Source organism: Streptomyces hainanensis, assembly GCF_004348415.1.
In the GTDB taxonomy this organism is placed as follows: Bacteria; Actinomycetota; Actinomycetes; order Streptomycetales; family Streptomycetaceae; genus Streptomyces; species Streptomyces hainanensis.
In genome coordinates this window covers 1-21,940 of record NZ_SMKI01000029.1, presented here as the reverse complement: position 1 = coordinate 21,940, position 21,940 = coordinate 1, and the positions used below count along the sequence as shown (strand labels likewise).

20 protein-coding genes and 1 pseudogene are annotated in these 21,940 nt (G+C 72.4%); 15 read left to right on the top strand and 6 right to left on the bottom strand.

Annotation, left to right across the window (positions count from 1 at the left end):
• Entirely contained in the window at nucleotides 1-369 is a 369-nt protein-coding gene (locus tag E1283_RS04655) for a DoxX family protein (protein WP_132816574.1), read from the top strand.
• A gap of 100 nt (nucleotides 370-469) precedes the next feature.
• Here E1283_RS04655 and E1283_RS04650 read toward each other — a convergent pair whose 3' ends face one another.
• Complete coding sequence (locus tag E1283_RS04650) at nucleotides 470-1,453, bottom strand: hypothetical protein (RefSeq protein ID WP_132816573.1); 984 nt, start codon at nucleotides 1,451-1,453, stop codon at nucleotides 470-472.
• Between the two features lie 134 nt (nucleotides 1,454-1,587).
• Complete coding sequence (locus tag E1283_RS04645) at nucleotides 1,588-2,616, bottom strand: Rv2578c family radical SAM protein (RefSeq protein WP_132816572.1); 1,029 nt, start codon at nucleotides 2,614-2,616, stop codon at nucleotides 1,588-1,590.
• A gap of 151 nt (nucleotides 2,617-2,767) precedes the next feature.
• Here E1283_RS04645 and E1283_RS04640 point away from each other — a divergent pair, with 151 nt between their 5' ends.
• Entirely contained in the window at nucleotides 2,768-3,220 is a 453-nt protein-coding gene (locus E1283_RS04640) for an SRPBCC family protein (protein ID WP_132816571.1), read from the top strand.
• Between the two features lie 7 nt (nucleotides 3,221-3,227).
• On the opposite strand, the gene E1283_RS04635 is transcribed toward E1283_RS04640, so the two are convergent.
• Nucleotides 3,228-4,325, bottom strand: coding sequence for a serine hydrolase domain-containing protein (locus E1283_RS04635; protein ID WP_132816570.1), 1,098 nt, complete (start codon nucleotides 4,323-4,325; stop codon nucleotides 3,228-3,230).
• Between the two features lie 34 nt (nucleotides 4,326-4,359).
• Nucleotides 4,360-5,418: an aldo/keto reductase gene (locus E1283_RS04630; RefSeq protein WP_132816569.1), complete on the bottom strand. Its 1,059-nt coding sequence runs from the start codon at nucleotides 5,416-5,418 to the stop codon at nucleotides 4,360-4,362.
• Between the two features lie 216 nt (nucleotides 5,419-5,634).
• Here E1283_RS04630 and E1283_RS04625 point away from each other — a divergent pair, with 216 nt between their 5' ends.
• A complete protein-coding gene (locus tag E1283_RS04625) occupies nucleotides 5,635-7,245 on the top strand; it encodes a B12-binding domain-containing radical SAM protein (protein WP_132816568.1) in 1,611 nt (536 codons plus the stop codon).
• Between the two features lie 14 nt (nucleotides 7,246-7,259).
• On the top strand, nucleotides 7,260-8,222 hold the full coding sequence (locus E1283_RS04620; protein ID WP_165956009.1) for a DMT family transporter: 963 nt from the start codon (nucleotides 7,260-7,262) through the stop codon (nucleotides 8,220-8,222).
• On the opposite strand, the gene E1283_RS04615 is transcribed toward E1283_RS04620, so the two are convergent.
• Nucleotides 8,167-8,988: an ArsR/SmtB family transcription factor gene (locus E1283_RS04615; protein ID WP_425086127.1), complete on the bottom strand. Its 822-nt coding sequence runs from the start codon at nucleotides 8,986-8,988 to the stop codon at nucleotides 8,167-8,169. The genes E1283_RS04620 and E1283_RS04615 overlap by 56 nt on opposite strands.
• 374 nt (nucleotides 8,989-9,362) lie before the next feature.
• Here E1283_RS04615 and E1283_RS04610 point away from each other — a divergent pair, with 374 nt between their 5' ends.
• The 5 genes from E1283_RS04610 to E1283_RS04590 all read left to right on the top strand — a co-directional run bounded on the left by E1283_RS04610 (nucleotide 9,363) and on the right by E1283_RS04590 (nucleotide 14,019).
• Nucleotides 9,363-9,485, top strand: a complete 123-nt coding sequence (locus E1283_RS04610; protein ID WP_132816565.1) for a lasso RiPP family leader peptide-containing protein — start codon at nucleotides 9,363-9,365, stop codon at nucleotides 9,483-9,485.
• A 136-nt stretch (nucleotides 9,486-9,621) separates the two neighbouring features.
• Nucleotides 9,622-11,475 (top strand): asparagine synthase-related protein, encoded by a 1,854-nt coding sequence (locus E1283_RS04605; RefSeq protein ID WP_132816564.1) that lies wholly within the window; start codon nucleotides 9,622-9,624, stop codon nucleotides 11,473-11,475.
• Nucleotides 11,472-11,735: a PqqD family peptide modification chaperone gene (locus E1283_RS04600; protein WP_132816563.1), complete on the top strand. Its 264-nt coding sequence runs from the start codon at nucleotides 11,472-11,474 to the stop codon at nucleotides 11,733-11,735. Before E1283_RS04605 ends, E1283_RS04600 begins: the two co-directional genes overlap by 4 nt.
• A complete protein-coding gene (locus tag E1283_RS04595) occupies nucleotides 11,732-12,175 on the top strand; it encodes a lasso peptide biosynthesis B2 protein (protein ID WP_132816562.1) in 444 nt (147 codons plus the stop codon). The genes E1283_RS04600 and E1283_RS04595 overlap by 4 nt, the downstream gene beginning before the upstream one ends.
• Complete coding sequence (locus tag E1283_RS04590; RefSeq protein ID WP_132816561.1) at nucleotides 12,172-14,019, top strand: ABC transporter ATP-binding protein; 1,848 nt, start codon at nucleotides 12,172-12,174, stop codon at nucleotides 14,017-14,019. Before E1283_RS04595 ends, E1283_RS04590 begins: the two co-directional genes overlap by 4 nt.
• A gap of 343 nt (nucleotides 14,020-14,362) precedes the next feature.
• On the opposite strand, the gene E1283_RS04585 is transcribed toward E1283_RS04590, so the two are convergent.
• Nucleotides 14,363-15,334 (bottom strand): alpha/beta hydrolase, encoded by a 972-nt coding sequence (locus tag E1283_RS04585; protein ID WP_132816560.1) that lies wholly within the window; start codon nucleotides 15,332-15,334, stop codon nucleotides 14,363-14,365.
• Nucleotides 15,335-15,704: 370 nt separating this feature from the next.
• Here E1283_RS04585 and E1283_RS04580 point away from each other — a divergent pair, with 370 nt between their 5' ends.
• From E1283_RS04580 to E1283_RS04555, 6 genes and pseudogenes are all read left to right on the top strand, one after another.
• Nucleotides 15,705-18,239 (top strand): ATP-binding SpoIIE family protein phosphatase, encoded by a 2,535-nt coding sequence (locus E1283_RS04580; RefSeq protein ID WP_132816559.1) that lies wholly within the window; start codon nucleotides 15,705-15,707, stop codon nucleotides 18,237-18,239.
• A 107-nt stretch (nucleotides 18,240-18,346) separates the two neighbouring features.
• Nucleotides 18,347-18,559, top strand: a complete 213-nt coding sequence (locus E1283_RS04575; protein ID WP_132816558.1) for a hypothetical protein — start codon at nucleotides 18,347-18,349, stop codon at nucleotides 18,557-18,559.
• 75 nt (nucleotides 18,560-18,634) lie between these two features.
• Nucleotides 18,635-19,342 (top strand): class I SAM-dependent methyltransferase, encoded by a 708-nt coding sequence (locus E1283_RS04570; RefSeq protein WP_132816557.1) that lies wholly within the window; start codon nucleotides 18,635-18,637, stop codon nucleotides 19,340-19,342.
• Between the two features lie 11 nt (nucleotides 19,343-19,353).
• Entirely contained in the window at nucleotides 19,354-20,190 is an 837-nt protein-coding gene (locus E1283_RS04565; protein ID WP_132816556.1) for a M55 family metallopeptidase, read from the top strand.
• Complete coding sequence (locus E1283_RS04560; RefSeq protein ID WP_132816555.1) at nucleotides 20,183-21,562, top strand: M20/M25/M40 family metallo-hydrolase; 1,380 nt, start codon at nucleotides 20,183-20,185, stop codon at nucleotides 21,560-21,562. Before E1283_RS04565 ends, E1283_RS04560 begins: the two co-directional genes overlap by 8 nt.
• A 22-nt stretch (nucleotides 21,563-21,584) precedes the next feature.
• Nucleotides 21,585-21,940, top strand: a pseudogene (locus E1283_RS04555) (prolyl oligopeptidase family serine peptidase); the annotation flags it as partial.

Sequence of the window (21,940 nt, the reverse complement as noted above, 5' to 3'; positions counted from 1 at the left end):
ATGACTCTCTCCGAACTCCCCTCTCCGGTCTGGCCGATCCTGATCCTGCTCGCGGTCCAAACCGGCGACGCCGCGATGATGGTCCGCCCACCGAAGGGCATAGTCGACTGCCTGGAAGGCGTACGGTTCCCGCGAGACTGGTGGTGGGCGCTGATCACCGTCAAAGCGACCTCGGTCGTGGGGATCACCGTCGGGCTCTGGGTGCCCGGCGTCGCCATGACGACCACCGCGGGGATCGTTGTCTACTTCCTCGCGGCCGTCGCAGCCCACATTCGCGCGCGAGCCCTCGGCCTCACGTTCTGGGTCAACTGCCTGGGCATGCTGCTGCTGTCCCTGACCGTACTCATAGTGAGCTTCGTGCGCCTGTGACTCACCACGGGTGCAACCACCGTGACAGGGCCGGGATCCCCACTCCTGGCGATGGACCACGGCACAGCCGTGCCGCTCCCGGAGCCACTCCGGTCACTCGTCAGGCCGATCCTGGTGTAGCGCCCGGCGGAGCATCGCCGCGACCGGGCCGGCCATCAGCAGCGCCGGGGGATTCTCCTTCCGGCACCGGGCCGTCCGGCCAGGGCACCCGCACCGGCCTACGCCGCCACCACCAGGCATCGCCTGTGACCTCCGGCCCTGCCCGGCCGAGGGACAGAACCAGGAACCCACCGTCGTCCGTCGTGTGAGTACCGAACACCTCGTCCAGTTCCTCGACGGCGGCGGCGAGACTGTCGCGCGGCCCGGGCGCGGCGAGCGCCGTGTGACATGCGGCCAGATGATCGCGCGTACGGAGATCCCGAAGGTACGACTCCGCCGGATAGCGCCCCGTCGGCGCCCAGTCCCCAGCCATCCGGCGCACCAGCCGCTCCCACAACACCAGGCATTCCCCGGCCCTGTTCAACGGGTGGTCGGCCCTGCTGCCGCGGTCAGGGGCGGTGGCGGCCACGAAGACGTCCGCCACCGGTGTGGCGATGCGCTCCTCCCAGTAGATCTCTGGGAGCAGCTGCACGCGCGCCATCGGAAAGCGCGGGACAGGCGCTTCCACGGCGTCGACCGTGTACGTGACCGTGTACGTGGGAGCAGGGCCGTCCGTCTCCGTCACCCGGGCCCGGGTGACCAAGCCGTCCGGGGTGACGAGCCGGTTCGTCGACGGAGCCCCCTCCTGCGCGTCCCAGAACAGGATCGTGTTCAGCCGCCGCGCCAAGGCGGTCGCCAACTCGCCCTCGCCGAAAGTCGGGTCCACGGGCCCCTGAAGCTGGATGTCCAACCGCGTGGCCAGGTCTCCGGACAGGGCGTACTGCGTGCACAGCACCGGCGCCGTCCAGTCCCGGCCCGCGAACTCCTCCTCCACGCCCGAGTCCACGAAGTCCACGGCATCCGCGGACACCCCCAGCACATCGGCCAGCGCGCCCACGACAGCTTCCACGGAACACCGGTCGGAAGCCATGAAGTAGTAGTTCACGAGCACTGTCCTTCCCCGCGGCCCCGCCGCGGCTGTCTGCTACCGCACACGACTCGGCACACGTCCCCCGTCGCGCGGTAAACCGGACAGACCGAGCCGGTCTCGGATGTCGACAGCAGCACGTTCGGAGGTTCTCACAGGATGGTGAGCTGGGTCGGCTCCGGTTCCTCCGGCCTCGCCGGAACCGGCACACGCCGGTGCGATCCCGGCCTGGAGGCCGGGCCGATGCCGTATTCGGCGGCCAACTCGTGGACCTGGCCGGTGATGCGCCGCTGGTACCACTTGGGGGCGTAGGCGCCCCCTCCGTACATGACCTCGTAGTCGCGGACCAGCCTCGGGTGGTGCGCGGCCAGCCACTGCGTGAACCACTCGCGGGCGCCCGGCCGCAGGTGCAGCGCCAGCGGCGTCACCGACTGGGCGCCGGACGCCGCGATCGCCCGCACCGTCTCCCGCAGCTGCGCCGGGGAGTCGGTCAGGTAGGGGATCACCGGCGCCATCAGCACGCCGCAGGGGATGCCGACGTCCGTCAGCTGGCGGATGACGTCGAGGCGCCGTTCCGGCGCCGGCGTGCCGGGTTCGATCGTGCGCCACATGGCCTGGTCCACGAAGCCGACCGAGACCGAGATGCCGACGTCCGTGACCGCCGCCGCCTGCCGCAGCAGCTCCAGGTCCCGCAGGATCAACGTGCCCTTGGTGAGGATCGAGAACGGGTTGGCGTAGTCCCGGAGGGTGCCGATGATGCCCGGCATCAACCGGTACCGGCCCTCCGCCCGCTGGTAGCAGTCGACGTTGGTGCCCATCGCGATGTGCTCGCCCTGCCACCGCCGGGACGCCAGCTCGCGGCGCAGCAGGTCCGGCGCGTTGACCTTGACGACGATCTGGGTGTCGAAGCCGATGCCGGTGTCCAGATCCAGATAGCTGTGGGTCTTGCGGGCGAAGCAGTACACGCAGGCGTGGGAGCAGCCCCGGTACGGGTTGATCGTCCATTCGAACGGCATCCGGGACGCGCCGGGGACCCGGTTGACGATCGACCGCGCCCGCACCTCGTGGAACGTGATGCCCCGGAATTCCGGGGTGTCGAAGGTCCTGGTGACCACGTCCGTGCCGAACAGCGCGGGTGGCGCGGTGGCCGTCGGGCCATCGCTCAGGTTGTTCCAGCGCATGGGCTCTCCTCACCGTTCGACGTGCCCGACTCGTCCGTGCCGTACGAATAGGACACATGTTCGAATAGATGCTGTCAAGCCAGATTTGGGCCTCGGTGCGCGGGGGTGATTGGCTTTGCGCCCAAGTCCCTTCGACGGCAGGAGCTTTGGCATGGCGTTGGTTGAGATGGCTACGCAACGTGACATCGCCGCGGAGCCGAACGACGTGTTCGACGCGATCGCGGACTACCAGGACGTGCACCCGAGGCTGCTCACGGAGCACTTCACCGAGTACGAGGTACGGGACGGTGGCGACGGCGAGGGCACCGTCCTCCACGTCCGGTTTCAGGCGACGTCGAGGCGGGTTCGCGAGCTCCTGCTCGACATCACCGAGCCCGAGGACAACACGCTGGTCGAGAAGGACCGCAACTCCACCCTCGTCACCACCTGGACGGTCACACCGGGTGACGGTGACCAGGGGGCGCGTGTGCGGGTGCACACCGCGTGGGAGGGCGCGGGCGGGATCGGCGGCTTCTTCGAGCGCCGGTTCGCACCTCGTGCGCTGACCGAAATCTACGACCGGATTCTGGCCAACCTCGCGAGGGAGATGGAGAAGGACGCGTAGTGCGGGATCAGGCGCCTTCGCCGGGGGCGTCGGCGCAGGCGCCGATGATCTCGTCGGCGACGGCCGCCAGGTGGACGAGGTCGGCTCGGCGGCCGGTCATCCTGTTGGTGAGGTAGGCGACGACCAGGTCGCGGTCCGGGTCCGCCCAGGCGATGCAGCAGTTGCTGCCGTTGTGGCCGAAGGCCCGCCGGCTGCTGAGCCGCCCCATCGGGCCCACCCTGCTCGGGTCGGAGCGCGGGCCGCCCAGCTGGAACCCCTGGGACCAGCGGATCGGGGCCTTGGCGAAGCGGTCGAGCTCGCCGTCGCTCGACGGCGTCCGCGCCGTGCGGAGCGCGGTGGGTGAGAGGATGCGCGGCGCCGCCTCCTCGGCCGTGTCGTCGCGCAGCAGCGCCAGGTAGAACGCCGCCAGGTCGCGCGCCGTCGTGGACACGCCCGCGGACGGGATCACCGCCCGACGGGTGGACCGCCGGTTCACCACCCGGGTGGGGAGCGAGCCGTGCAGCGGAACGTGCCGCGGCCACTCGGTGTCCGGTAGGCCGAGGTGGGTGTCGTGGACGCCGAGCCTGTCGAGCAGCTCGGTGCGGAACAGCTCGGCGAAGGGCGTGCCGGTGGCGCGCTGGGCCACCTCGCCGAGCAGGAAACCGAAGATCAGGTACTGATAGGCGGGTACGGAGTCGACCGGCCAGCGGCGGCGGGCGTTGGCTATCCGGCTCGCCGACCGGGCCCAGTCCGTCATGGTCAGCACGTCGCCGAGGGCCGAGCCGCCGGTGGCGAGACCCGAGCGGTGCTGGAGCACGTGGCGGAGGGTGATGCCCGCCTTGTCGTGCCGGCCGAACTCCGGCCAGTGGTCGGTGATCGGCGCGTCGAGGTCGAGGGCGCCCCGCTCGGCGAGCCGGTGGATCAGCACCGCCGTGTAGGGCTTGCTGGCCGAGAACGTCCAGAACAGCCCGTCGGGGGCGCAGCCGACCGCGTGGTCGAGGACGGTCTCGCCGCCCCGGATCACGCACAACTGGGCCGCCGCGCCCCGGCGTTCCACGAGCTCCACGGCTCGCCCGAGACCGGCGGGATCCATGCCGCGCTCCGGCAACTGGGGCGGGCTGGCCATGGATCCTCCGCGACGGGCGAGCGACCGGACGGATTCAGCGTACGTCGGTCAGGGTGCGGCGGTAGGTGGAGCGGCGGTCCACGATGGCGGCGGAGTGCTCGCCGTAGACGTTCCTGATCACCTGCGGATCGCGCAGGAAGCCGTGCGGGTAGCCGAGCGGGACGGCGCTGACCTCGTCGAGCCGCTCCAGCGCCGCCGCGTCGAGCTCGACGTCCAGACAGGCCAGGTTGTCGGCGAGCTGGCTCTCCCGGGTGGCGGAGATCATCGGGACGACGTTGCCCGGCTGGGCGCGCAGCCAGGCGAGCGCCACCTGGGCGGGGCTCCAGCCGCCCTGTTCCGCGACCTCCAGCACCGCCGTGATGACCGCGGCCTCCCGCTCGTCCTCGGCACCGCTCCGGCCGCCGTCTGCCAGCCGGCCGGCGGCGCCGGTGCGGTACTTGCCGGTGAGCTTGCCACCCGCCAGCGGACTCCAGGCGAGCACGGCGAGGTCGAAGGCGCGGGCCTGCGGCAGCAGTTCGGCCTCGGGGCTGCGCTCCAACAGGTTGTAGTGGAGCTGCGAGCCGGCGAAGGCGGTCCAACCGCGCAGCTCCGCGAGGGTGTTGGCCTGCGCGATCTCCCAGGCCGGCCAGTTGGAGACGCCGACGTAGAGGACCTTGCCGCTCCGCACCACGTCGTCCAGGGCCCGCATCACCTCGTCGACCGGGGTGAAGTTGTCGCGCGCATGCACCCACAGGACGTCGACCCGGTCGGTGCGCAGCCGGCGCAGGCTCTCCTCCAGGGTGCGGACCAGGGCCAGCCGGTGGTTGCCGCCCGAGTTGAGGTCGCCCTCGACGGTCGGACAGGTGTACTTGGTGGCCAGCACGAACTGGTCGCGGCGGCCTTCGAGCAGCTGGCCGAGGATCCGCTCCGAGCTGCCGCGGGTGTACAGGTTGGCGGTGTCGACGAAGTTGCCGCCGGCGTTCGCATAGGCGTCGAGGAGCCGCCCGCTGGTCTCCTGGTCGGCGCCCCAGCCCAGGTCCTCGCCGAAGGTCATGGCGCCCAGGCTGAGTTCGCTGACCCGCAGGCCGGTCCTGCCGAAGAGTGTGTATCGCACGGGGTTCCCCTCTGTAGCGCGTTCGGGACGACGCTACGAGCTGGAGCGCCCTCCAGGGCAAGCCGCGACGCCCGGTCGGTGGCGGCAACTCGCCATGGCGTTCGAACGCTTGACCGCGCCGGGGCGCTGTGGGTTGATCACCCGAGCACGCTGTGAAGATCGACCCTCAGAGGACTGACCATCCCGGAAAAAGGGGCAGATGTGAAGATAGCGTTGGTGAACCCGCAAACCGAGAACGACGACATGCGGGAGATCTACGGGTTCCACGAGAACCTCGCACTCGCTCTGATCGCCGCCGCGTTGCGGAAGCGGGGGCATCAGGTCGTGCTGGTCGACCAGCGGGTGCACCGGTTGACCGACCGGGAGGTGGCGCACCGGATCGCCGGCGAGGGCGCCGAGCTCGTCGGGTTCAGCGTGAACTACGCGACGTTGAAGCCGGCCCTGAAGGTGGCGCAGCTGCTCAAAGTGACGGGGGCGCCGACCGTGGTGTTCGGCGGCGAGCACGTCACCTACCTGGACGACGGGGTGCTCGGGGCGTACGCGTGCGTCGACCTCGTGGTGCGCGGCGAGGGCGAACAGGGGTTCCTGGCGGTGGCCGACGCCCTGCGGGCCGGCCGCGACGTCCGGGGCGAGCGGGGGATCTCGTACTGGGACCGGGAGAAGGACGTCTGCGTGCGGACCCCCGTCCGGTCGCCGGTGGCGGACCTCGACGAACTGCCGTTCGCCAGCCGGGACGTCGCGGACCAGGCCCTGGCGCAGGGCACCCCGATCGAGATCGGGATCCTGGGACAGCGGGGGTGCCCCTTCCCCTGCTCCTTCTGCAACGCCAACCGGTTCCTCGGCAACGAGACCAAGGGCATGCGCTACCGCACCGCCGCCAACATCGCCGACGAGATCGAACAGTTGGGGCCGCGCCTCGCCGAACACGACCTGCTGCTGCGGTTCTACGACGCCACCTGGGTCACCCGGTCGCCGGCCAGCCGCGCCTGGGCGGTCGCGCTCTGCGACGAGCTCGAAGAGCGCGGATTACGCGTGCCGTTCGACGTGTTCGTCCGCTCCGACAGCTTCGACCTCACCAGCCGCGACGACCTGCGGCTCATCCGGCGACTGCGCCGCGCCGGCATGGTCAGCACCTACCTCGGCCTGGAGGCCGGCGACGACGAGGTGCTCGACGTCTACAACAAGAAGGTGCACGCCAACGCCTCCATCCGCGCCTTCGAGGAGTTCCGGCGGGCCGGCGTGTCCGGATCGACCAACGGCGTGATCACCTTCCACCAGTCGGTCACGCTGCCGCAGATCGCCAACACCGTGACGTTCCTGGAGCGGTTGGGCCTGTGCACGCTGTGGAACCTGTGCTCCCGGGTGGAGACGCTGCCCGGCATCCGCCTCGGCGACGACATGATCACCCGACCGAGGCGCGCCGTCTGGGACGTGCTCAACTACGCGCTCCTCGACCCGGGCGCGCGGGCCCTGTACGAGCTGCTGACCGAGACCTCGGAGACGTCCTACGTGGGGCGCCTCGAGGATTTCCTGTCCCGCCGGCTGCGCGACGTGGCCCGGGTGCGGGACTTCCGCGCCGGCGAACCGGTCGCCTCCGAGATCACCCGCCGCCTCGACCGGGACATCCGGGACGTCCAGCGGCTGACCAGCGCCTTCGCGGCCGAGGCCATCGACGGACTGATCGCCTCGGACGGCGGACGATGTCCCGACCGGACCAGGGTCGTCAGATACACCGACGAGATGCTGTTCCGGCTCCGCCGACTCGCCACGGAGTACCGGCCGCTGCTCGGCGCCGGGCCCACCGACTGGTACGCGACGGCGGCCTGAACACGAGGACCGCCATGCGACTCACCTACCTCAAGCTCGGCGCCTCCGCCTTCTTCTGGGGCGGCTCCGCGATCGCCGGCAAACTCGTCATGGACGAGCTCGGCCCCGCCTCGACCACCTTCCTGCGGTTCGGCGGCGCGGCCGTGTTGCTGCTCGCCATCGTCCCGCTGATGCGGCTCCCGCTGCGCGTCGGGTTACGTGAGCACCTGCGGTACGCCACCCTCGGCCTGATCGGCGTCACCCTCTGCTACTACTTCTACTTCCGCGGCCTCCAGGCCAGTTCGGCGTTCAACGCGGCGCTGCTCGAAGCCACCATCCCGCTGGTGACACTCGCGCTCGGGGTGGCCGCCGGCCGGGAGCGGGCCAGCCGCCTGGAGACCGTCGGCTTCGTCGTCTCCTACCTCGGCGTGGTCGTCATCATCACCCGGCTGTCGCCGAACGCGATCCTCGAAGCGGACTACAACTGGGGCGACATCCTGCTGCTGTTGAGCACGGTCTGCTTCGGGCTCTACAACTTCCTGCTCAAGCTGTTCGCGCCACGGGGCGACGCGACCGTCCAGACCTGCCTGATCTTCTGCTACGGCGCGCTCGGCCTGGTGCCGTGGCTGCTGCTCGACCAGGAAGGGCTGGCCGACCTGCGGCGCTTCCCGGAACTCGAGTGGAGCCTGATCGGCTGCATGGTCTTCATGGCGGTCGGCTCGTCCGTCCTCGCCTACCTCTTCTTCAACCAGGGGGTGCACCTGCTCGGCGCGGCCAAGGCGTCCGGCTTCATCAACCTCGTGCCCGTCATCACCATCGTGCTGTCCCTGGCCCTGCTCGGCGAGCGGCCGGGCGCGATCCAACTCCTGGGCGCGGCCGTCGTCATGGTGGGCGTCTACCTCTCGCAGCGCCGGGCCCGACCGGGCCCGGCGCCGGCCGAGGTCAGCCGTGCGGCCGCCGGCGCCGGGCGCGGAGCATGGCCGCGCCGGCGGGGGTGAGCGTGTGCAGGACGCTGGTGGCGTAGCGGGTGCTGGCGAGCAGGCCGGCGTCGCGGAGCACCGAGGCGTGCCGGCTCGCGGACGAGTCGGAGACGCCGGCCGCGCGGGCCAACTCGCCCGTGGTGGCGCCCGCGCCGGCCGCCGTGATCCGGAGGACCGTGGCCCGGGTCCTGCCGAGCAGGGCGGTCAGCGGCTCGCCCTCGCCGTCGCCGGCGGCCCCGGGCGCCGGCTCGTGGAGCAGCGGGTAGAAGAGCACCGGCGGCAGCTCGGGGTCGAACATGCTGACCGGGCTCTGCCAACAGAAGTAGGACGGCACGAGCCGCAGCCCGCGGCCCTGTAACCACATGTCGCGGTCCTCCGCCGGATAGTCGACGTGCAGCACCGGCGGCTCCCAGCGCATCGAGGGGCTCGCCCCGGCGAGCATCCGGTGCACCCCGCCGTCGAGCAGCGCCCGGCCGCGGGCCGCCCGTTCGGCGTCGATGCGGGCGCGCACCCGCTCCTCGGCCGGGGCGAGCGCGGTGTCGTGGTAGACGCGGATCGCGCCGAGCAGGCGCTCACGCTCCGGCAGCTCCGTCAGCCGCCGCACCCAGCTCGGCGCGCCCACGCGTCGGTCGAGGATCCCCAACTCCCGCTCGATCCGCCGGGGCGGGGTGGCCAGGACGGCCGCGAGACCCGCGTCGAGTCCGCCCTCGGACTGGTTGGGCGTCAGGAAGTCCGGAAAGTAGGCCGCGCGCGGAAAGAGCGGGATCAGCACTTCGCGGATCATCCGGTCGAGGTGGCGCTCCCGAATCCGGGCGGTGGTGGTGCGATGCCAGTCGGCATAGGCCCATCTCCCGACCTTCGTCTGGAGACGGTGCAAACTCGCGGCGACCTCCCACAGTGGATCAGGTGATGTCGCCACCCGTGTTCTGGCCAGGTCGGAATCAGAGAAATGAATGCGTAACACCGCCGTGTCCCCCCACTGAACTCGGCATTTGTCCCCTGGTGCAACAGCATGGACGATTCGGGGCTCGACTCGCAATAGTGAAGACGTTCCCGGGGCTCGCGAAGAGGGGGGCGATCCTGGCGGATGCAGCCAAGATCGTCGCGAATCCCACTTCGTCATCCCCACCGTGACGTGAGGAATGAGAGGAGGGCGAGATGAGCAGCTACACCGCACCCAGGCTGACCCGCGTCGGGACGTTCCGGCAGGTCACCAAGGGCCTCGGCGGGGGTCCGAACGACTTCTGGAACGACCCGGCGATCTTCGTCATCTGGCCGTAACGGGCCGACCGCCCGGCCGGGCCACCCGGCCGGAAGTGGGCACGGAGCAGCAGTCATCTGCTCCGTGCCCACACCGTTCCCTTACCTCATCGTAGCGAGTCGCCCACGGGGGCCCGGAAGACCGGGGGAAACGATCGTGCCTGTTCTCGTCATACCCGATGTGGGGCTGCCTCGCGCCCTGGCCGAGGAGATCGCCGCCCAGGTCGGGCCACCACTCTTCCACCACCCGTCGGGCGCGCCGTGGATCGTGGGCGATCCGGGGGGACGCCGGGTGCTGAGCGCCGGGAACGGCCGGCTCGACGTCGTGCTGATCGGTGACGGAGCACCCGACGTCGACGCGGAGGCCCTCGCGGGCCGGGTGCGCGGCCGGGGGAGCGTCGCCGACCTGGACGGACTCGCGGCCGAACTCGTCGAGGGCGATGTCCTGCTCCTCGCCAGGGAACACGGACGGCTCCGGGCACAGGGGCCGTTGTTCCTGACGCGAGCCCTGTTCTGGAGCCGGGCGGCCGGGGTGCACCTGGTCGCCGACGACCAGCTGACGCTGGCCCGGCTGACCGGAGCGGGACCCGATCCGGCCGTCCTCACCAGCCGCCTCACCGAAGCCGAGCTCTCCCACCCCTTCGCCCTCCGCCCCATCTGGGAGGGCGTGCGCGGGCCGGGGCCCGGCGAGTGGCTCGACTGCCGGTCGGCCGAAGCACCGGTCCGCCGCGTCTGGTGGCGACCGCCCCGGCCCGACCGCTCGCTGGCCGAACTGTCGGACCCGCTCCGGCAGGGCCTGCGCGCCGCGCTCAGCCGGCGGGTCGCGACGCACCGCGTGATCAGCGCCGACCTCTCCGGCGGCCTCGACTCCACGACACTCGCCTTCACCCTGGCCGAGATCGGACGCTCGCCGCACACCCTGTTCCTGCGGTCCGGCAACGCCGCGAACAACGACCACCTGTGGGCCGACCGGGCCGCCACCGAACTCGGCACCGACCACCGGGTCGCACCCTACGACTCGGTGATCCCGCTGCTGCTCGCCCAGGAGACCGGCTCGGTGACGCGCTTCCCCGAGGGCCCCGGCATGGGCTCGGTCTCGGTCGCCGCCACGTCACTGGTCGAGGAACTCGTCAAGGACACCGGGACGACGCTGCATCTCACCGGCCACGCCGGGGACGCGCTCTTCGGCCCGGTGTCCACGATGCTGTGGTCGCTGACGCGTTCCCGCGTGAAAGGACGCATACGCCGGTCGCGACGACATCGGGTGATCAACAGATATCCGCTGGGAAAGACCCTGCGCATGCTGGTCAGGAACGAAAGCTATCGGGAGGAGCTGACCGGATTCACGAGAAGCGATTTCCGACAAGGCGATGAAGGTGTGTCCGGATTCTCTCGCTGGATACCTTTGCCGCGCACGCATCCGGCATTGACGGAACTCGCCCGCGAACAACTCCGCGAACTGGCCAGGGAGGCCATCGACGACCGATCCGAGGCGCTGTCCCCGGATCGGACGCTCCACCAGATCGTCCAGTACCTCACGGTGCACGGAAACGCCGTCCGCCGAATGAACCTGGCGAGCACCCCGGGGCTCGGTATCCACTTCGACAGCCCCTATCTCGATCGCCGTACGGTCGAGCCCGCGCTGTCGCTGCGCATCGGCGACCGAACCCATCAGGACCCCGCCAAGCCGCTGCTCGCCGCGGCCCGCCCGGCGCGGATGTCCCTCGACTACTTCACCCGGCGGGACAAGGGCGACTACACGGCCGACGTGTTCGAGCACCATCGTGCGCTGCGGCCCGTACTGCGGGAGATGTTCGCCGGCGGCTCGGCCCTCGAGGACCTGGGCCTGATAGCGCCGGAACAGGTCTCCCGCTCGATCGACCAGTTCTCCGCGAACGGCAGAGGCTATACCGACCTGGTCCATCTGGCCTTCGGCGAACGCTGGCTGCGGTCCGCGCGACAGGAAACGCGCTCCCTCGACGGGAGCCGACAGGGGGGTGGAAACCGATGATCGTCTTCAGCGAGGGACTGCGGATCGTCGAGGCCGAGGAGGGAAAGGTCGTCCTCGACGTGCGCAGCGGGGTCTACTGGCACCTCAACGACTCCGTGATCGCCCTGCTCGAAGCGCTGCGCGACGGGCGCGCCTTCGAGGACGTCGTCCGCGAGACGGCCCGCGCCGCCGACGTCCAGGAGACCCGGGTGCGCGGCGACTACCTCGCCGTCCTCCAGGAGCTCCGCCAGGCCAGGCTGATCAAGGGCGAGCTGGGATGAGCACGCCGATCCTGCCCGAGCCCGGCATCCGGACGAGCGGGTGGCGGGGGATACGGGCCCGGGCCGCCGTCGCCGTGGCGATCCCGCTGAGCCGCCTCTCCCCGGGGCGCGTCCAACGCGTCCTCGGGTTCGTCGTCAGGGGCGGCACCCGGCCGACCCCGGCGGACGTGCTGCGCTGGCGTGGCGCCGTCGTCGGCGTCAGCCGCCGCTGCGCAGGGGAGGGCTGCCTGCCGCGATCCGTCGCGGTGATGCTGCTCGCCAGATCCCACGGCTTCGCGCCGGTCTGGAAGACCGGATTCCGGCCGAGCCCCTTCATCGGCCACGCCTGGGTGGAGGTGGACGGCGTCGCCGTCGGCGAACCGGACATCGTCGGCACCTTCCTGACGACGCTCCAGGTCAGCCCCGCGTACCGCGACGAGCGGCACGAGGCCGACCGGTGAGCCGGCAGGGCGCCGCCGGCCCCGCCCCCCCACCGGACACCAAGGCCCCGCCGGCGGCCGCGCCGGGCCCGCGAAGCCCGCACCCGCCCCCGCCCGACGTGCGGGTGGCCGGCTTCCGGGAGGCGCTGGCCCGGCTGCGCCCCTACCGCCGGAGCATGCTGCTCGCCCTGGTCCTCGGCTTCGGCGGCACGGCCGCCGGCGCACTCCAGCCGGTGCTGGTCAGGTCCATGGTCAACACCTTCGACGGCGGCGTACCCGCCCTCTCCGTCTGCCTGTTGGTCGCCCTGCTGGTCGCGAGCGCGGCGCTCACCGGCGTGCGGCAGCTCGTGCTCCAACGGGCCGGGGAGCGCTTCGCCTTCGACACCAGGGAGCGGCTGATCCGGCGCGTCTTCGCGCTGCCCGTCGGGGTGCTTGAGGGCCGCGAGCGCGGCGACGTGATCTCCCGGGTCACCACGGACGTCACCCAGATCAGGGCGATCCTGAGCTCGGGCCTGGTGGAACTCGCGAGCAGCCTGGTCACCGTCGCCGTGTCCGTCGTGATGATGGCCTTCCTCGACTGGACGCTGCTCGCGCTCACCCTGCTGGTCATCGTGGCCGTGGTCACGACGATCCTCCACCTCGGCAGGCGCGTCCGCCCCTCGGGACTGCGGCTCCAGACCGCGATCGGCGAGCTCGCCTCCGCGCTCTCGCGCGCGTTGGCCGCCATGCGGACCATCCGCGCGACCTCCGCCACCCGGCGCGAGGCCGACGCCACGGTGCGCGAGGCGTCCCGCGCGCTGGACGCGGGCCTGGCCACGGCCGGGCTGCGCGCCGTCGTCCAGACCTTCGCCGGCGTGACCGTACAGGTGCTGCTCATCGCGGTGTTGGCGGTGGGGGCGCTGCGGGTGGCGTCGGGCTCGCTCAGCGTCGGCGACCTGAGCGCGTTCATCATGTACCTGATGCTGATGGTCGCGCCCGTCAGCACGCTGGCCGGCGTGGTCTCGATGCTCGGCGAGGCGTTCGGCGCCCTGTCCCGGATCCTGGCGGTCGAGGCGCTCGAACCCGAGCGTGACGTCGAGGAGCGACCGGCCGCGGCGCTGCCGGCGGCGGGCGCCGCCGGGGAGCCGCTCTTCGAGCTGCGGGACGTCTCCTTCCGCTACCCGACGGCCCCGCGCGGTGCCGAGGCCGCGGCCCTCCGAGCGGTGACGGTCGGGTTCGAGCAGGGCGCCACCACCGCGATCGTCGGCCCCTCGGGCGCCGGCAAGTCGACACTCTTCGCCTTGCTGGAGCGCTTCCACGAGCCGACCGGGGGGCGGATCCTGTTCCGCGGGCAGGACGTGACCCGGCTCTCCCGCGAGGCACTTCGCGGTGAGATGGCCTATGTCGAGCAGGACGCCCCCGCGCTCTCCGGCACCATCCGCGACAACCTGCTGCTCGGCGACCACCGGGCGACCGACGAGCAGTGCCTCGCCGTGCTCGCGCGGCTCAACCTGCTGCCAGGGGCGGCCGGGAGCGACTTGCTGGACGCCGAGGTGGGCGAGTCGGGGCTGCGCCTCAGCGGCGGCGAACGGCAACGGCTGGCGATCGGCCGCGCGTTGATCGCCGGCACCCCGGTGCTGCTGCTGGACGAGGTGACCTCGAACCTGGACAGCAACAACGAGCGGGTCGTCCAGGACATCATCCGCGCCGGGGCGGGCGACCGGTCGGTCATCGTGATCGCGCACCGGCTCTCCACCGTCGTGGCGGCCGACGCCATCATCGTGCTCGACCAGGGCCGGATCGTCGCCCGCGGCACCCACCAGGAGCTGCTGCGCGACTCCGCGCTCTACCGCGAACTCGCCCACACGCAGCTGCTCGACGGCTGAGCCGGCCGATCGTACGCGGGGGGAAAGGGGACCCCGCCGGGCGGGCCGGGCGCACCCCCGTCCGACCTGGGTTTTTGCGCCCTGCCGCAAGGTCGTGGACGAGGCGCTTCCGATTTCGCGATAGTGAGGACGCGTCCACGCGCGCGAGCGCGCGACGGACAGGCTCCGGGGTGTGACGGCCGCCCCCGCCGTGGATCCAACCGCGCGGCGCGGGCGGTGCCCGGGTGGCGACTGCCGTGCACTCGGTGAGTGTCGCTCGTAGGGGGAGTACGGCCGCTGGCAGGCCGTGGCCGGCGTGGCTTGGGGAAGCCACGCCGGTCCTCCGCGTTCCGGCGCCCCCGCGTCAGTCGTGGAAAGCGGTGCGCAGCGTGTCGATGGCGAGCCGGCGGGCGGCGTCCGTCGCGTTGCAGTCCCGCAGGCTGTCGAGCATCAGGAAGTCGTGGACCATGCCCTCGACGCGGACGGCGGTGACGTCGACGCCGGCCTCCCGCAGTTTGGCGGCGAACGCCTCGCCCTCGTCGCGGAGCACGTCGGCCTCGTCGGTGATCACCAGCGTCCTCGGCAGGCCGCGCAGCTGGTCGATCGAGGCGCGCAGCGGGGCCGCGTAGGGCTCGGTGCGCTGGGCGGTGTTGGGCAGGTACTGGTCCCAGAACCACCTCATCCCGTCGCGGGTGAGGTAGAAGCCCTCGGCGAACTCGCGGTAGGAACCGGTCTCGAAGTCCGCGTCGGTGACGGGGTAGAACAGCACCATGGCGCGCAGCGGGACCGTGCCGCGCTCGGTGGCCATCAGCGCGAGGACCGCCGCCATGTTGCCGCCCACGGAGTCGCCGCACACCGCGATGCGGGACGGGTCGAGGCCGTGCTTGGCGCCCTCCTCGACGATCCACCGGCCGACCGTGTGGTTCTGCTCGACGGCGGTCGGGTAACGGGCCTCGGGGGAGCGGTCGTAGACGGGGAACACCGCGGCGCACTCGGCGCCGACCGCGAGTTCCCGCACCAGCCGGTCGTGGGTGTTCTCGTCGCCGAAGACCCAGCCGGCGCCGTGGATGTAGAGCATCACCGGCAGCGGCCCCGTCGCGTGGCGCGGCCGGACGATCCGGGCCCGAACGGAACCGGTCGGGCCGCCGGGGACCGTCACCCACGACTCGTCGACCGCCGGCTTCGTCACCCCCTCGCCGCTCTGCAGGCCCGCCAGGATGCCCCGGCCCTGGTCGGGCGGCACCTCGTAGATGCGGGGATGGGCGGCCGTCGCGTCGGCGAGCTCCTGCGCGGCGGGCTCCAGGATCTGGGAGGGCGGGCGGGACAGGGTGGTCATCGGCGTGCTCCTCTCGGTGCCGCGCCGCGTGGCCGCGCCGCGGGCCTGCTCTCACAGGCAGCGTCCCGGCTGGGACGGCGGTCGCAACCGCGGAGCGGCCGGGGCCGGGCGGAGCCGGGGCGGGCCGGCGCTCAGCCGTGGGCCGTCCGGGTGAGGGGCCGGAACAGGGCGGCTTCCCCCGTACGGGTGAAGATCGCGGCGCTCGGGCGACCCCTGAGCGGCCCGCGTGCGGCCCGCGTGCGGGCCCTGAGGGCGTGCGCCCCGTCGCGCGGGCGTGGGAACGCGCGGGCGCACCACCACCTTGGCCATTGACTCCCGCCGGGACCCCGGCGGGGCGTACCGTGGGCAACGCTCCCTCCGGGAAGGAGAGATGGTGGCCCCCGATCCGGAACACCACCACCCGCAGTACGAACAGGCTCCGCCCACCGTCGCCGTGTCCGGTCGGATCCCGCTGGCGGTGGTCGTCGTCGACGGCGCCGGCGAGATCTCGCACTGGAGCGCCGGCGCCCGGCGGCTGTTCGGCATCGAGCGGGAGGAGGCGGTCGGCCGGCGCGCGGCCGAGGTCATGCCGATATCGGCCGTGATGGCCCGGGAGCCGGAGCCGGAGCCCGGCACGGCCGCCGGGGCGGCCCTCGGGGCGAACGGATCGGGTCCGCTGGACCCGGAGGAGCAGGTCGAGTTCGTCTTCGGCACCGACACCGTCGAGTTCTCCCAGCCGCTGGCCGGCCGCTTCTGGACGCAGGACCCGATCCACGCCGAGACCCGCGACGTGCTGTGGTGGGCGTATCCGCTCAGCGGCCCGGGCGCCGCGCGGGTGCTGGTCCTCGCCACCGACGGCGCGGCGGCCCAGCGGGAGGAGCCGACCGCCGAGGACCGCGTCTCACCGGACTTCGCGCCGTACACCCGGTTCGAGGAGGCCGACGAGCTGGCCAAGCGGCTGCCGGAGATCATGCCGAGCATGAGCCCCCAGGAGGCCGGCCACATCGCCGCGCAGGTCCTCGAACAGGGCTATCCGGTACTGGAGTTCAGCCGCCACGCGCGGGTGCCGGTCACCGCCGACTGGGGCGTGAAGCAGCGGGTGGTCCGGCGCGAGGGTCTGGAGCGCGCGGCCCGCGAGGCACGGGCCGCGGCCGACGAGGAGCGGGCCGCGGCCGCCGAGGCCGAGCTGGCCTCCGAGCTGGAGTACGCGGCGGTGCGGGAGCGCCTGGAGTTCCTCAACGAGGTGAGCGGGCGCATCGGTTCCTCCCTCGACCTGGCCCGCACCATCCAGGAGGTCAGCGAGGCCGTGGTGCCCCGCTTCACCGACGTGGCCGGCACCTATCTCCGCGAACAGGTCGTCGCCGGCGAGGGGTTCCCCGACGGCCCGCCGGACACCAGCACCATGTGGCACCGGGTGGCCGTCGAGCACAACGACGAGCCGGGCCGCTGGGACGACGTGGTGCCGGTCGGCGAGTCCATGCCGTTCCCCGCCAACACGCCGTTCTTCCAGTGCATGACCACCGGCGATCCGGTGCTGGTGCCGTACATCAGCGAACAGATGGGCAACATGATCGCCGCCCAGTTCGAGAAGCGCGACATCAGTCCGCTGATCAACCACCGCTCCATGCTGGTGGTGCCGTTGAAGGCCAGGCAGGTGGTGCTCGGCTTCATGATCCTGCTGCGGCACCGCGGTCGGGTCGAGTTCAACGACATGGACCGCGTCACCGGCGCCGAACTCGCCGCCCGCGCCGGCCTGGTGCTCGACAACGCGCGCATGTACACGTACCAGGAGAACGTCGCGGACACCCTCCAGGACAGCATGCTGCCGCGCATCGAGCCGCGGATGGCGGGCTGCGACACCGCCACCCGCTACCTGCCGGGCACCCGGCTTGGCCGGGTCGGCGGCGACTGGTTCGACACCATAAGGCTGCCCGGCTGCCGCACCGCCCTGGTCGTGGGCGACGTGATGGGCCACGGGCTCAACTCGGCCGCGATGATGGGCCAGTTGCGCACGGCCGTGCAGACCATGGCGGCGCTCGACACCGACCCGGCGCAGCTGCTGCGCAGCCTCGACGACCTGGCGCAACGGCTCGGCGACCACTACCTGGCGACCTGCCTCTACGCCGTCTACGACCCGGTCCGCTCGGAGCTGCGGATCGCCAACGCCGGCCACATCCCACCGGTGTTGGTGCGCGCGGAGGACGGGTCGAGCGAGCTGTTGGAGCTGCCGACGGGCGCGCCGATCGGCGTCGGCCAGGTGGCGTTCACCACCGTCACCGTGCCGGTCAGGCCGGGGGACCGGCTCGTCATGTGCACCGACGGCCTGGTCGAGGTGCGCGGGCAGGACATCGGGGCCGGCCTCGCGGCGCTGTGCGAGTCGGCCGCGCACCCGGCCGCCTCGATGGACGCGGCCTGCGACACGATCATCCGCGCGCTGGCCGCCTCCACCGCGCCCGACGACCGCAAGGACGACGTGGCGCTGCTGATGGCCCGGCTCAACGGCATCGCCGAGGACGACGTCGCCACCTGGCGGCTCGGCCTCAACCGGGGCGAGGTGCCACGGGCCAGGGCGGTGGTGCGGGAGCGGCTCGCGGCGTGGGGGCTGCCGGAGGGCGTGCGTTCCACCGCGGAGCTGCTGGTGAGCGAGCTGGTCACCAACGCGGTCCGGCACGGCGAGAGCGGCCCGGTCGAGCTGAAGCTGGTGCGGGCCGACGCGCTGCTGTGCGAGGTCTCCGACGAGGGCCACGAGCTGCCGGTGCTGCTGGACTGCGGGCCGCTGGACGACGCCGGGCGCGGGCTCCACGTGGTGAGCCGGCTGGCCAGGGCCTGGGGCACCACGCGCACCGGGCGGGGGAAGACGGTCTGGTTCGAGCTGGGCCTGCGGGAGCAGAGCGCCCCCCGCCTCAGGGGCGGCCGGTACCGCTGACATCAACGGCCGCCTCTCCGTCGTTCGATCGGGTGACTTCGCGTGACTCGTTGACGCCCCGGGTCGATGAGTAGGCGGAACCCGGCAGCGGAGCTGAGGAGCGTGCCATGCGGAACAGAGTGGTGAGGAACGTCGGCCGATGGGCGATCGCCGGCGCGGGCGTCGCGACCGTCACGGGACTGGGGGCCGACGTCGCACGGGCCGACGGGTCGCTGAACGCGCCGGGCTTCGCGCTGATCAACATCGGCCAGATCGACGACCCGATGGAGGACGTCCTCGAACACACCCTCAACTTCGGCGACGGCTACCGCTGGGACTGATGTCCCCTGGGTGGGGGGAAGACTCCCCGCACGGCGTCCCAGCGGGCGGGGCGGCGCGGCGGAGGGAGCGGTACCATGCGGGTCGACGTGGGCTGGGACGGGTTCTGGGCGGACGCGCCGACGGAGCGGGACAGCGTCTTCTGGGACGCACCGCCCGAGCAGGTGGTCGAGCGACAACTCCCCCTGTTCGAACGGCATCTGACCGCCGGGCCGCCGCTCGTCGACGCGGGATGCGGCAACGGCACCCAGACCAGGTGGCTCGCGGCGCGGCACCGCGGCCCGGTCGTCGGCGTCGACCTGTCGCCCACCGCCGTCGAGCTGGCGCGAGGAGCCGGCGGTGACGCGGAGTACGAGGTCCTCGACCTGGCGGACGGGCCCGCCGTCGCCACCTTCCGCGCCGGGCGCGGGGACTGCCACGTGTACCTGCGCGGCGTGCTCCACCAGGCCGCGCACGACGACCGGGCGCGGATCGCGGACGGCGTCACCGCGCTGCTCGGCCACGGTGGCCGGGCCTTCGTGGTCGAGCCGGCACGGGCCGCCAAAGAGGTGCTGGGCGGCCTGATGGGGCGCCCCGCGGGACCGCCGCCCGCACTCGCCGCCGTCTTCGCCCACGGCATCTCGCCCATGGAGATGCCCGACGAGGCCGTGCCGGCCCTCTTCACCGGGCGCGGCCTCACCGTCTTCGCCAGCGGCCGGCTGCCGCTGGCCACCACCGTCCGCGACCCGGACGGCGCCCGTGTCGAACTGCCGTCAAACTGGCTGGTCGTCGGCTACGGCGGGTAACGTGACGCGGCATGACGAAGATTCTCGTCTCCGCGGACATGGAGGGGGCCACGGGCGTCACCTGGCCCGCCGACTGTCTGCCGGGCACGCCGGAATGGCAGCGCTGCCGGCCCATGTTCACCTCCGACGTGAACGCCGCGATCGTCGGCTTCCTCGACGGCGGGGCCGACGAGGTGCTGGTCAACGAGGCGCACATGACCATGCGCAACCTACTGCTCGAACAACTCGACGACCGGGCCCAGCTCCTCACCGGCCGGCACAAGGCGCTCACCATGGTGGAGGGCGTCCAGCACGGCGACGTCGACGGCATCGCCTTCGTCGGCTACCACACCGGCGCCGGTGCCGAGGGGGTGCTCGCCCACACCTATCTCGGCAACTCGCTCACCGGCGTCTTCGTGGACGGCGTCCGGGCCAGCGAGGGCCTGCTCAACGCCCTGGTCGTCGCCGAGTACGGCACCCCCGTGGTGCTGGTCACCGGCGACGACCTGGCCTGCGCCGACGCCCGCGGCTACGCGCCGGACGCCAGGACCGTGGCGGTCAAGGACTACGTCTCGCGGTACGCGGCGATCTGCCGCACCCCCGCCCGCACCGCCGCCGACATCCGGGCCGCCGCGGCCGACGCGGTGCGGCTCGCCGTCCGGCACGAGCCGGCCGGCCCCCGGGACCGGGTGATCGAGATCGAGTTCGACGCCGAACACCTGGCGGGCGCCGCCACCGTGGTGCCCGGGGTCGAGCAGACCGAGGTGCGCCGCGTGGCGTTCACCGCGCCCACCATGTACGAGGGAATCCGCTGTTTCAAGGCCGTCACCACCATGGTGTCCGCCGCCGTGGAGGAGATGTATGGCTGACCGGACCACACACCCGGGCCCCTCGGTTGACGCGCGTCACCTCGACGCGCTCGCCGACGACGAGGTGGTGCGCTTCACCGCGGACCTCATCCGGCACGACACCACCAACCGGGGCGGGGGAGACGGCGTCGAGCGGCCGGCCGCCGAGTACGTCGCCGCGGCGCTGGCCGAGGTCGGCATCGAGCCCGTGATCGTGGAGAAGGCACCCGGCCGCACCAACGTGGTGGCCCGGGTCGCCGGCACGGACCCGGGCGCCGACGCGCTCCTCGTCCACGGCCACCTGGACGTGGTGCCGGCCGACGCCACCGAGTGGAGCGTGCCGCCGTTCGCCGGCGAGATCGTCGACGACGTCGTCTGGGGGCGCGGCGCGGTCGACATGAAGGGCTCCGACGCCATGGCGCTCACGGTGGTGCGGGCCTGGGCGCGCGCCGGCGTGCGCCCCCGGCGCGACATCGTGTTGGCGTTCACCGCCGACGAGGAGGACACCGGCGAGTTCGGCGCCGGCCACCTCGTCAGGAACCGGCCGGAGCTGTTCGAGGGCTGCACCGAGGCCGTCGGCGAGTCCGGCGCCTACACCTTCCACGCGGCCGGGGGCCGGCGGTTCTACCCGGTGGCGGCCGCCGAGCGCGGCACCTCCTGGCTGACCCTCACCGCCCGCGGCCGGGCCGGCCACGGCTCGAAGATCAACCACGCCAACGCCGTCACCCGGCTCTCGGCCGCCGTCAACCGGATCGGCGAACACGCCTGGCCGGTGCGGCTCACCGCCACCGTGCGGGCCGCGCTCACCGAGCTCGCCGCCGCCCACGGGCTGCCGCTGCCCGACCTCGACGCCACCGACCAGGTCGAACTGGCGCGCGGCGTCGACGCGTTGCTCGACGCGCTGGGCCCCGCCGCCGGCCTGGTCGCCGGCACCGTCCGGGACAGCGCCAACCCCACCATGCTGAACGCCGGTTACAAGGTCAACGTGATCCCCGGCAGCGCCACCGCGCACGTCGACGGGCGGGTGCTGCCCGGCGGCGACCGGGACTTCGCCGCCACCCTGGACCGCCTCACCGGGCCCGACGTGGACTGGGAGTACCTGCACCACGAGATCCCGCTGGAGGCGCCGCTCGACGCGCCCACCTACGCCGTGCTCGCCGACGCGCTGCGGCACTTCGACCCGGACGCGCACGTTGTCCCCTACTGCATGACCGGTGGCACCGACGCCAAGCAGTTCTCCCGGCTCGGCCTCACCGCCTACGGCTTCATGCCGCTGCGGCTGCCCGAAGGCTTCGACTACCAGGCGATGTTCCACGGCGTGGACGAGCGCGTGCCCGTCGCCGCCCTGCGCTTCGGGATCCGCGTGCTCGACCGCGCGTTGCTGGCGATCTGACCGCACTCCCCGAGGAGGCCGCATGTCCCAGGTACCGGAACCGACGCCGTACGGCGCTTGGCCGTCACCCGTCGACGCGGCCCTGGTCGCCTCGCACGACGGCAAGCCCGAGTACCTGGGCGCGGTCGGCGACGAGCTGTGGTGGACGGCGCCCAGGCCCGAGGAGGGTGGGCGGCGCGCGCTGCTCAGGCTGCGGCCCGAGGGCGGGCCCGCCGAGTGCGTGCTGCCGCCGCCGTGGAACGCGCGGAGCCGGGTCATCGAGTACGGCGGCGTGCCCTGGGCGGGGATCCCGCGACCCGCCGGCGGCCCGCTGATCGTCTTCACGCACTACGCCGACCAGCGGCTCCACGCCTTCGAACCGGACGCCCCCGGCCCGCC

Excerpts from the sequence above, each read along its gene's own strand:
- E1283_RS04655 (WP_132816574.1), top strand. The coding sequence starts at position 1 with ATGACTCTCTCCGAACTCCCCTCTCCGGTCTGGCCGATCCTGATCCTG.
- E1283_RS04645 (WP_132816572.1), bottom strand. The coding sequence starts at position 2,616 with ATGCGCTGGAACAACCTGAGCGATGGCCCGACGGCCACCGCGCCACCC.
- E1283_RS04640 (WP_132816571.1), top strand. The coding sequence starts at position 2,768 with ATGGCGTTGGTTGAGATGGCTACGCAACGTGACATCGCCGCGGAGCCG.
- E1283_RS04635 (WP_132816570.1), bottom strand. The coding sequence starts at position 4,325 with ATGGCCAGCCCGCCCCAGTTGCCGGAGCGCGGCATGGATCCCGCCGGT.
- E1283_RS04620 (WP_165956009.1), top strand. The coding sequence starts at position 7,260 with ATGCGACTCACCTACCTCAAGCTCGGCGCCTCCGCCTTCTTCTGGGGC.
- E1283_RS04615 (WP_425086127.1), bottom strand. The coding sequence starts at position 8,988 with ATGATCCGCGAAGTGCTGATCCCGCTCTTTCCGCGCGCGGCCTACTTT.
- E1283_RS04610 (WP_132816565.1), top strand. The coding sequence starts at position 9,363 with ATGAGCAGCTACACCGCACCCAGGCTGACCCGCGTCGGGACGTTCCGG.
- E1283_RS04600 (WP_132816563.1), top strand. The coding sequence starts at position 11,472 with ATGATCGTCTTCAGCGAGGGACTGCGGATCGTCGAGGCCGAGGAGGGA.
- E1283_RS04595 (WP_132816562.1), top strand. The coding sequence starts at position 11,732 with ATGAGCACGCCGATCCTGCCCGAGCCCGGCATCCGGACGAGCGGGTGG.
- E1283_RS04585 (WP_132816560.1), bottom strand. The coding sequence starts at position 15,334 with ATGACCACCCTGTCCCGCCCGCCCTCCCAGATCCTGGAGCCCGCCGCG.
- E1283_RS04580 (WP_132816559.1), top strand. The coding sequence starts at position 15,705 with ATGGTGGCCCCCGATCCGGAACACCACCACCCGCAGTACGAACAGGCT.
- E1283_RS04575 (WP_132816558.1), top strand. The coding sequence starts at position 18,347 with ATGCGGAACAGAGTGGTGAGGAACGTCGGCCGATGGGCGATCGCCGGC.
- E1283_RS04570 (WP_132816557.1), top strand. The coding sequence starts at position 18,635 with ATGCGGGTCGACGTGGGCTGGGACGGGTTCTGGGCGGACGCGCCGACG.
- E1283_RS04565 (WP_132816556.1), top strand. The coding sequence starts at position 19,354 with ATGACGAAGATTCTCGTCTCCGCGGACATGGAGGGGGCCACGGGCGTC.
- E1283_RS04560 (WP_132816555.1), top strand. The coding sequence starts at position 20,183 with ATGGCTGACCGGACCACACACCCGGGCCCCTCGGTTGACGCGCGTCAC.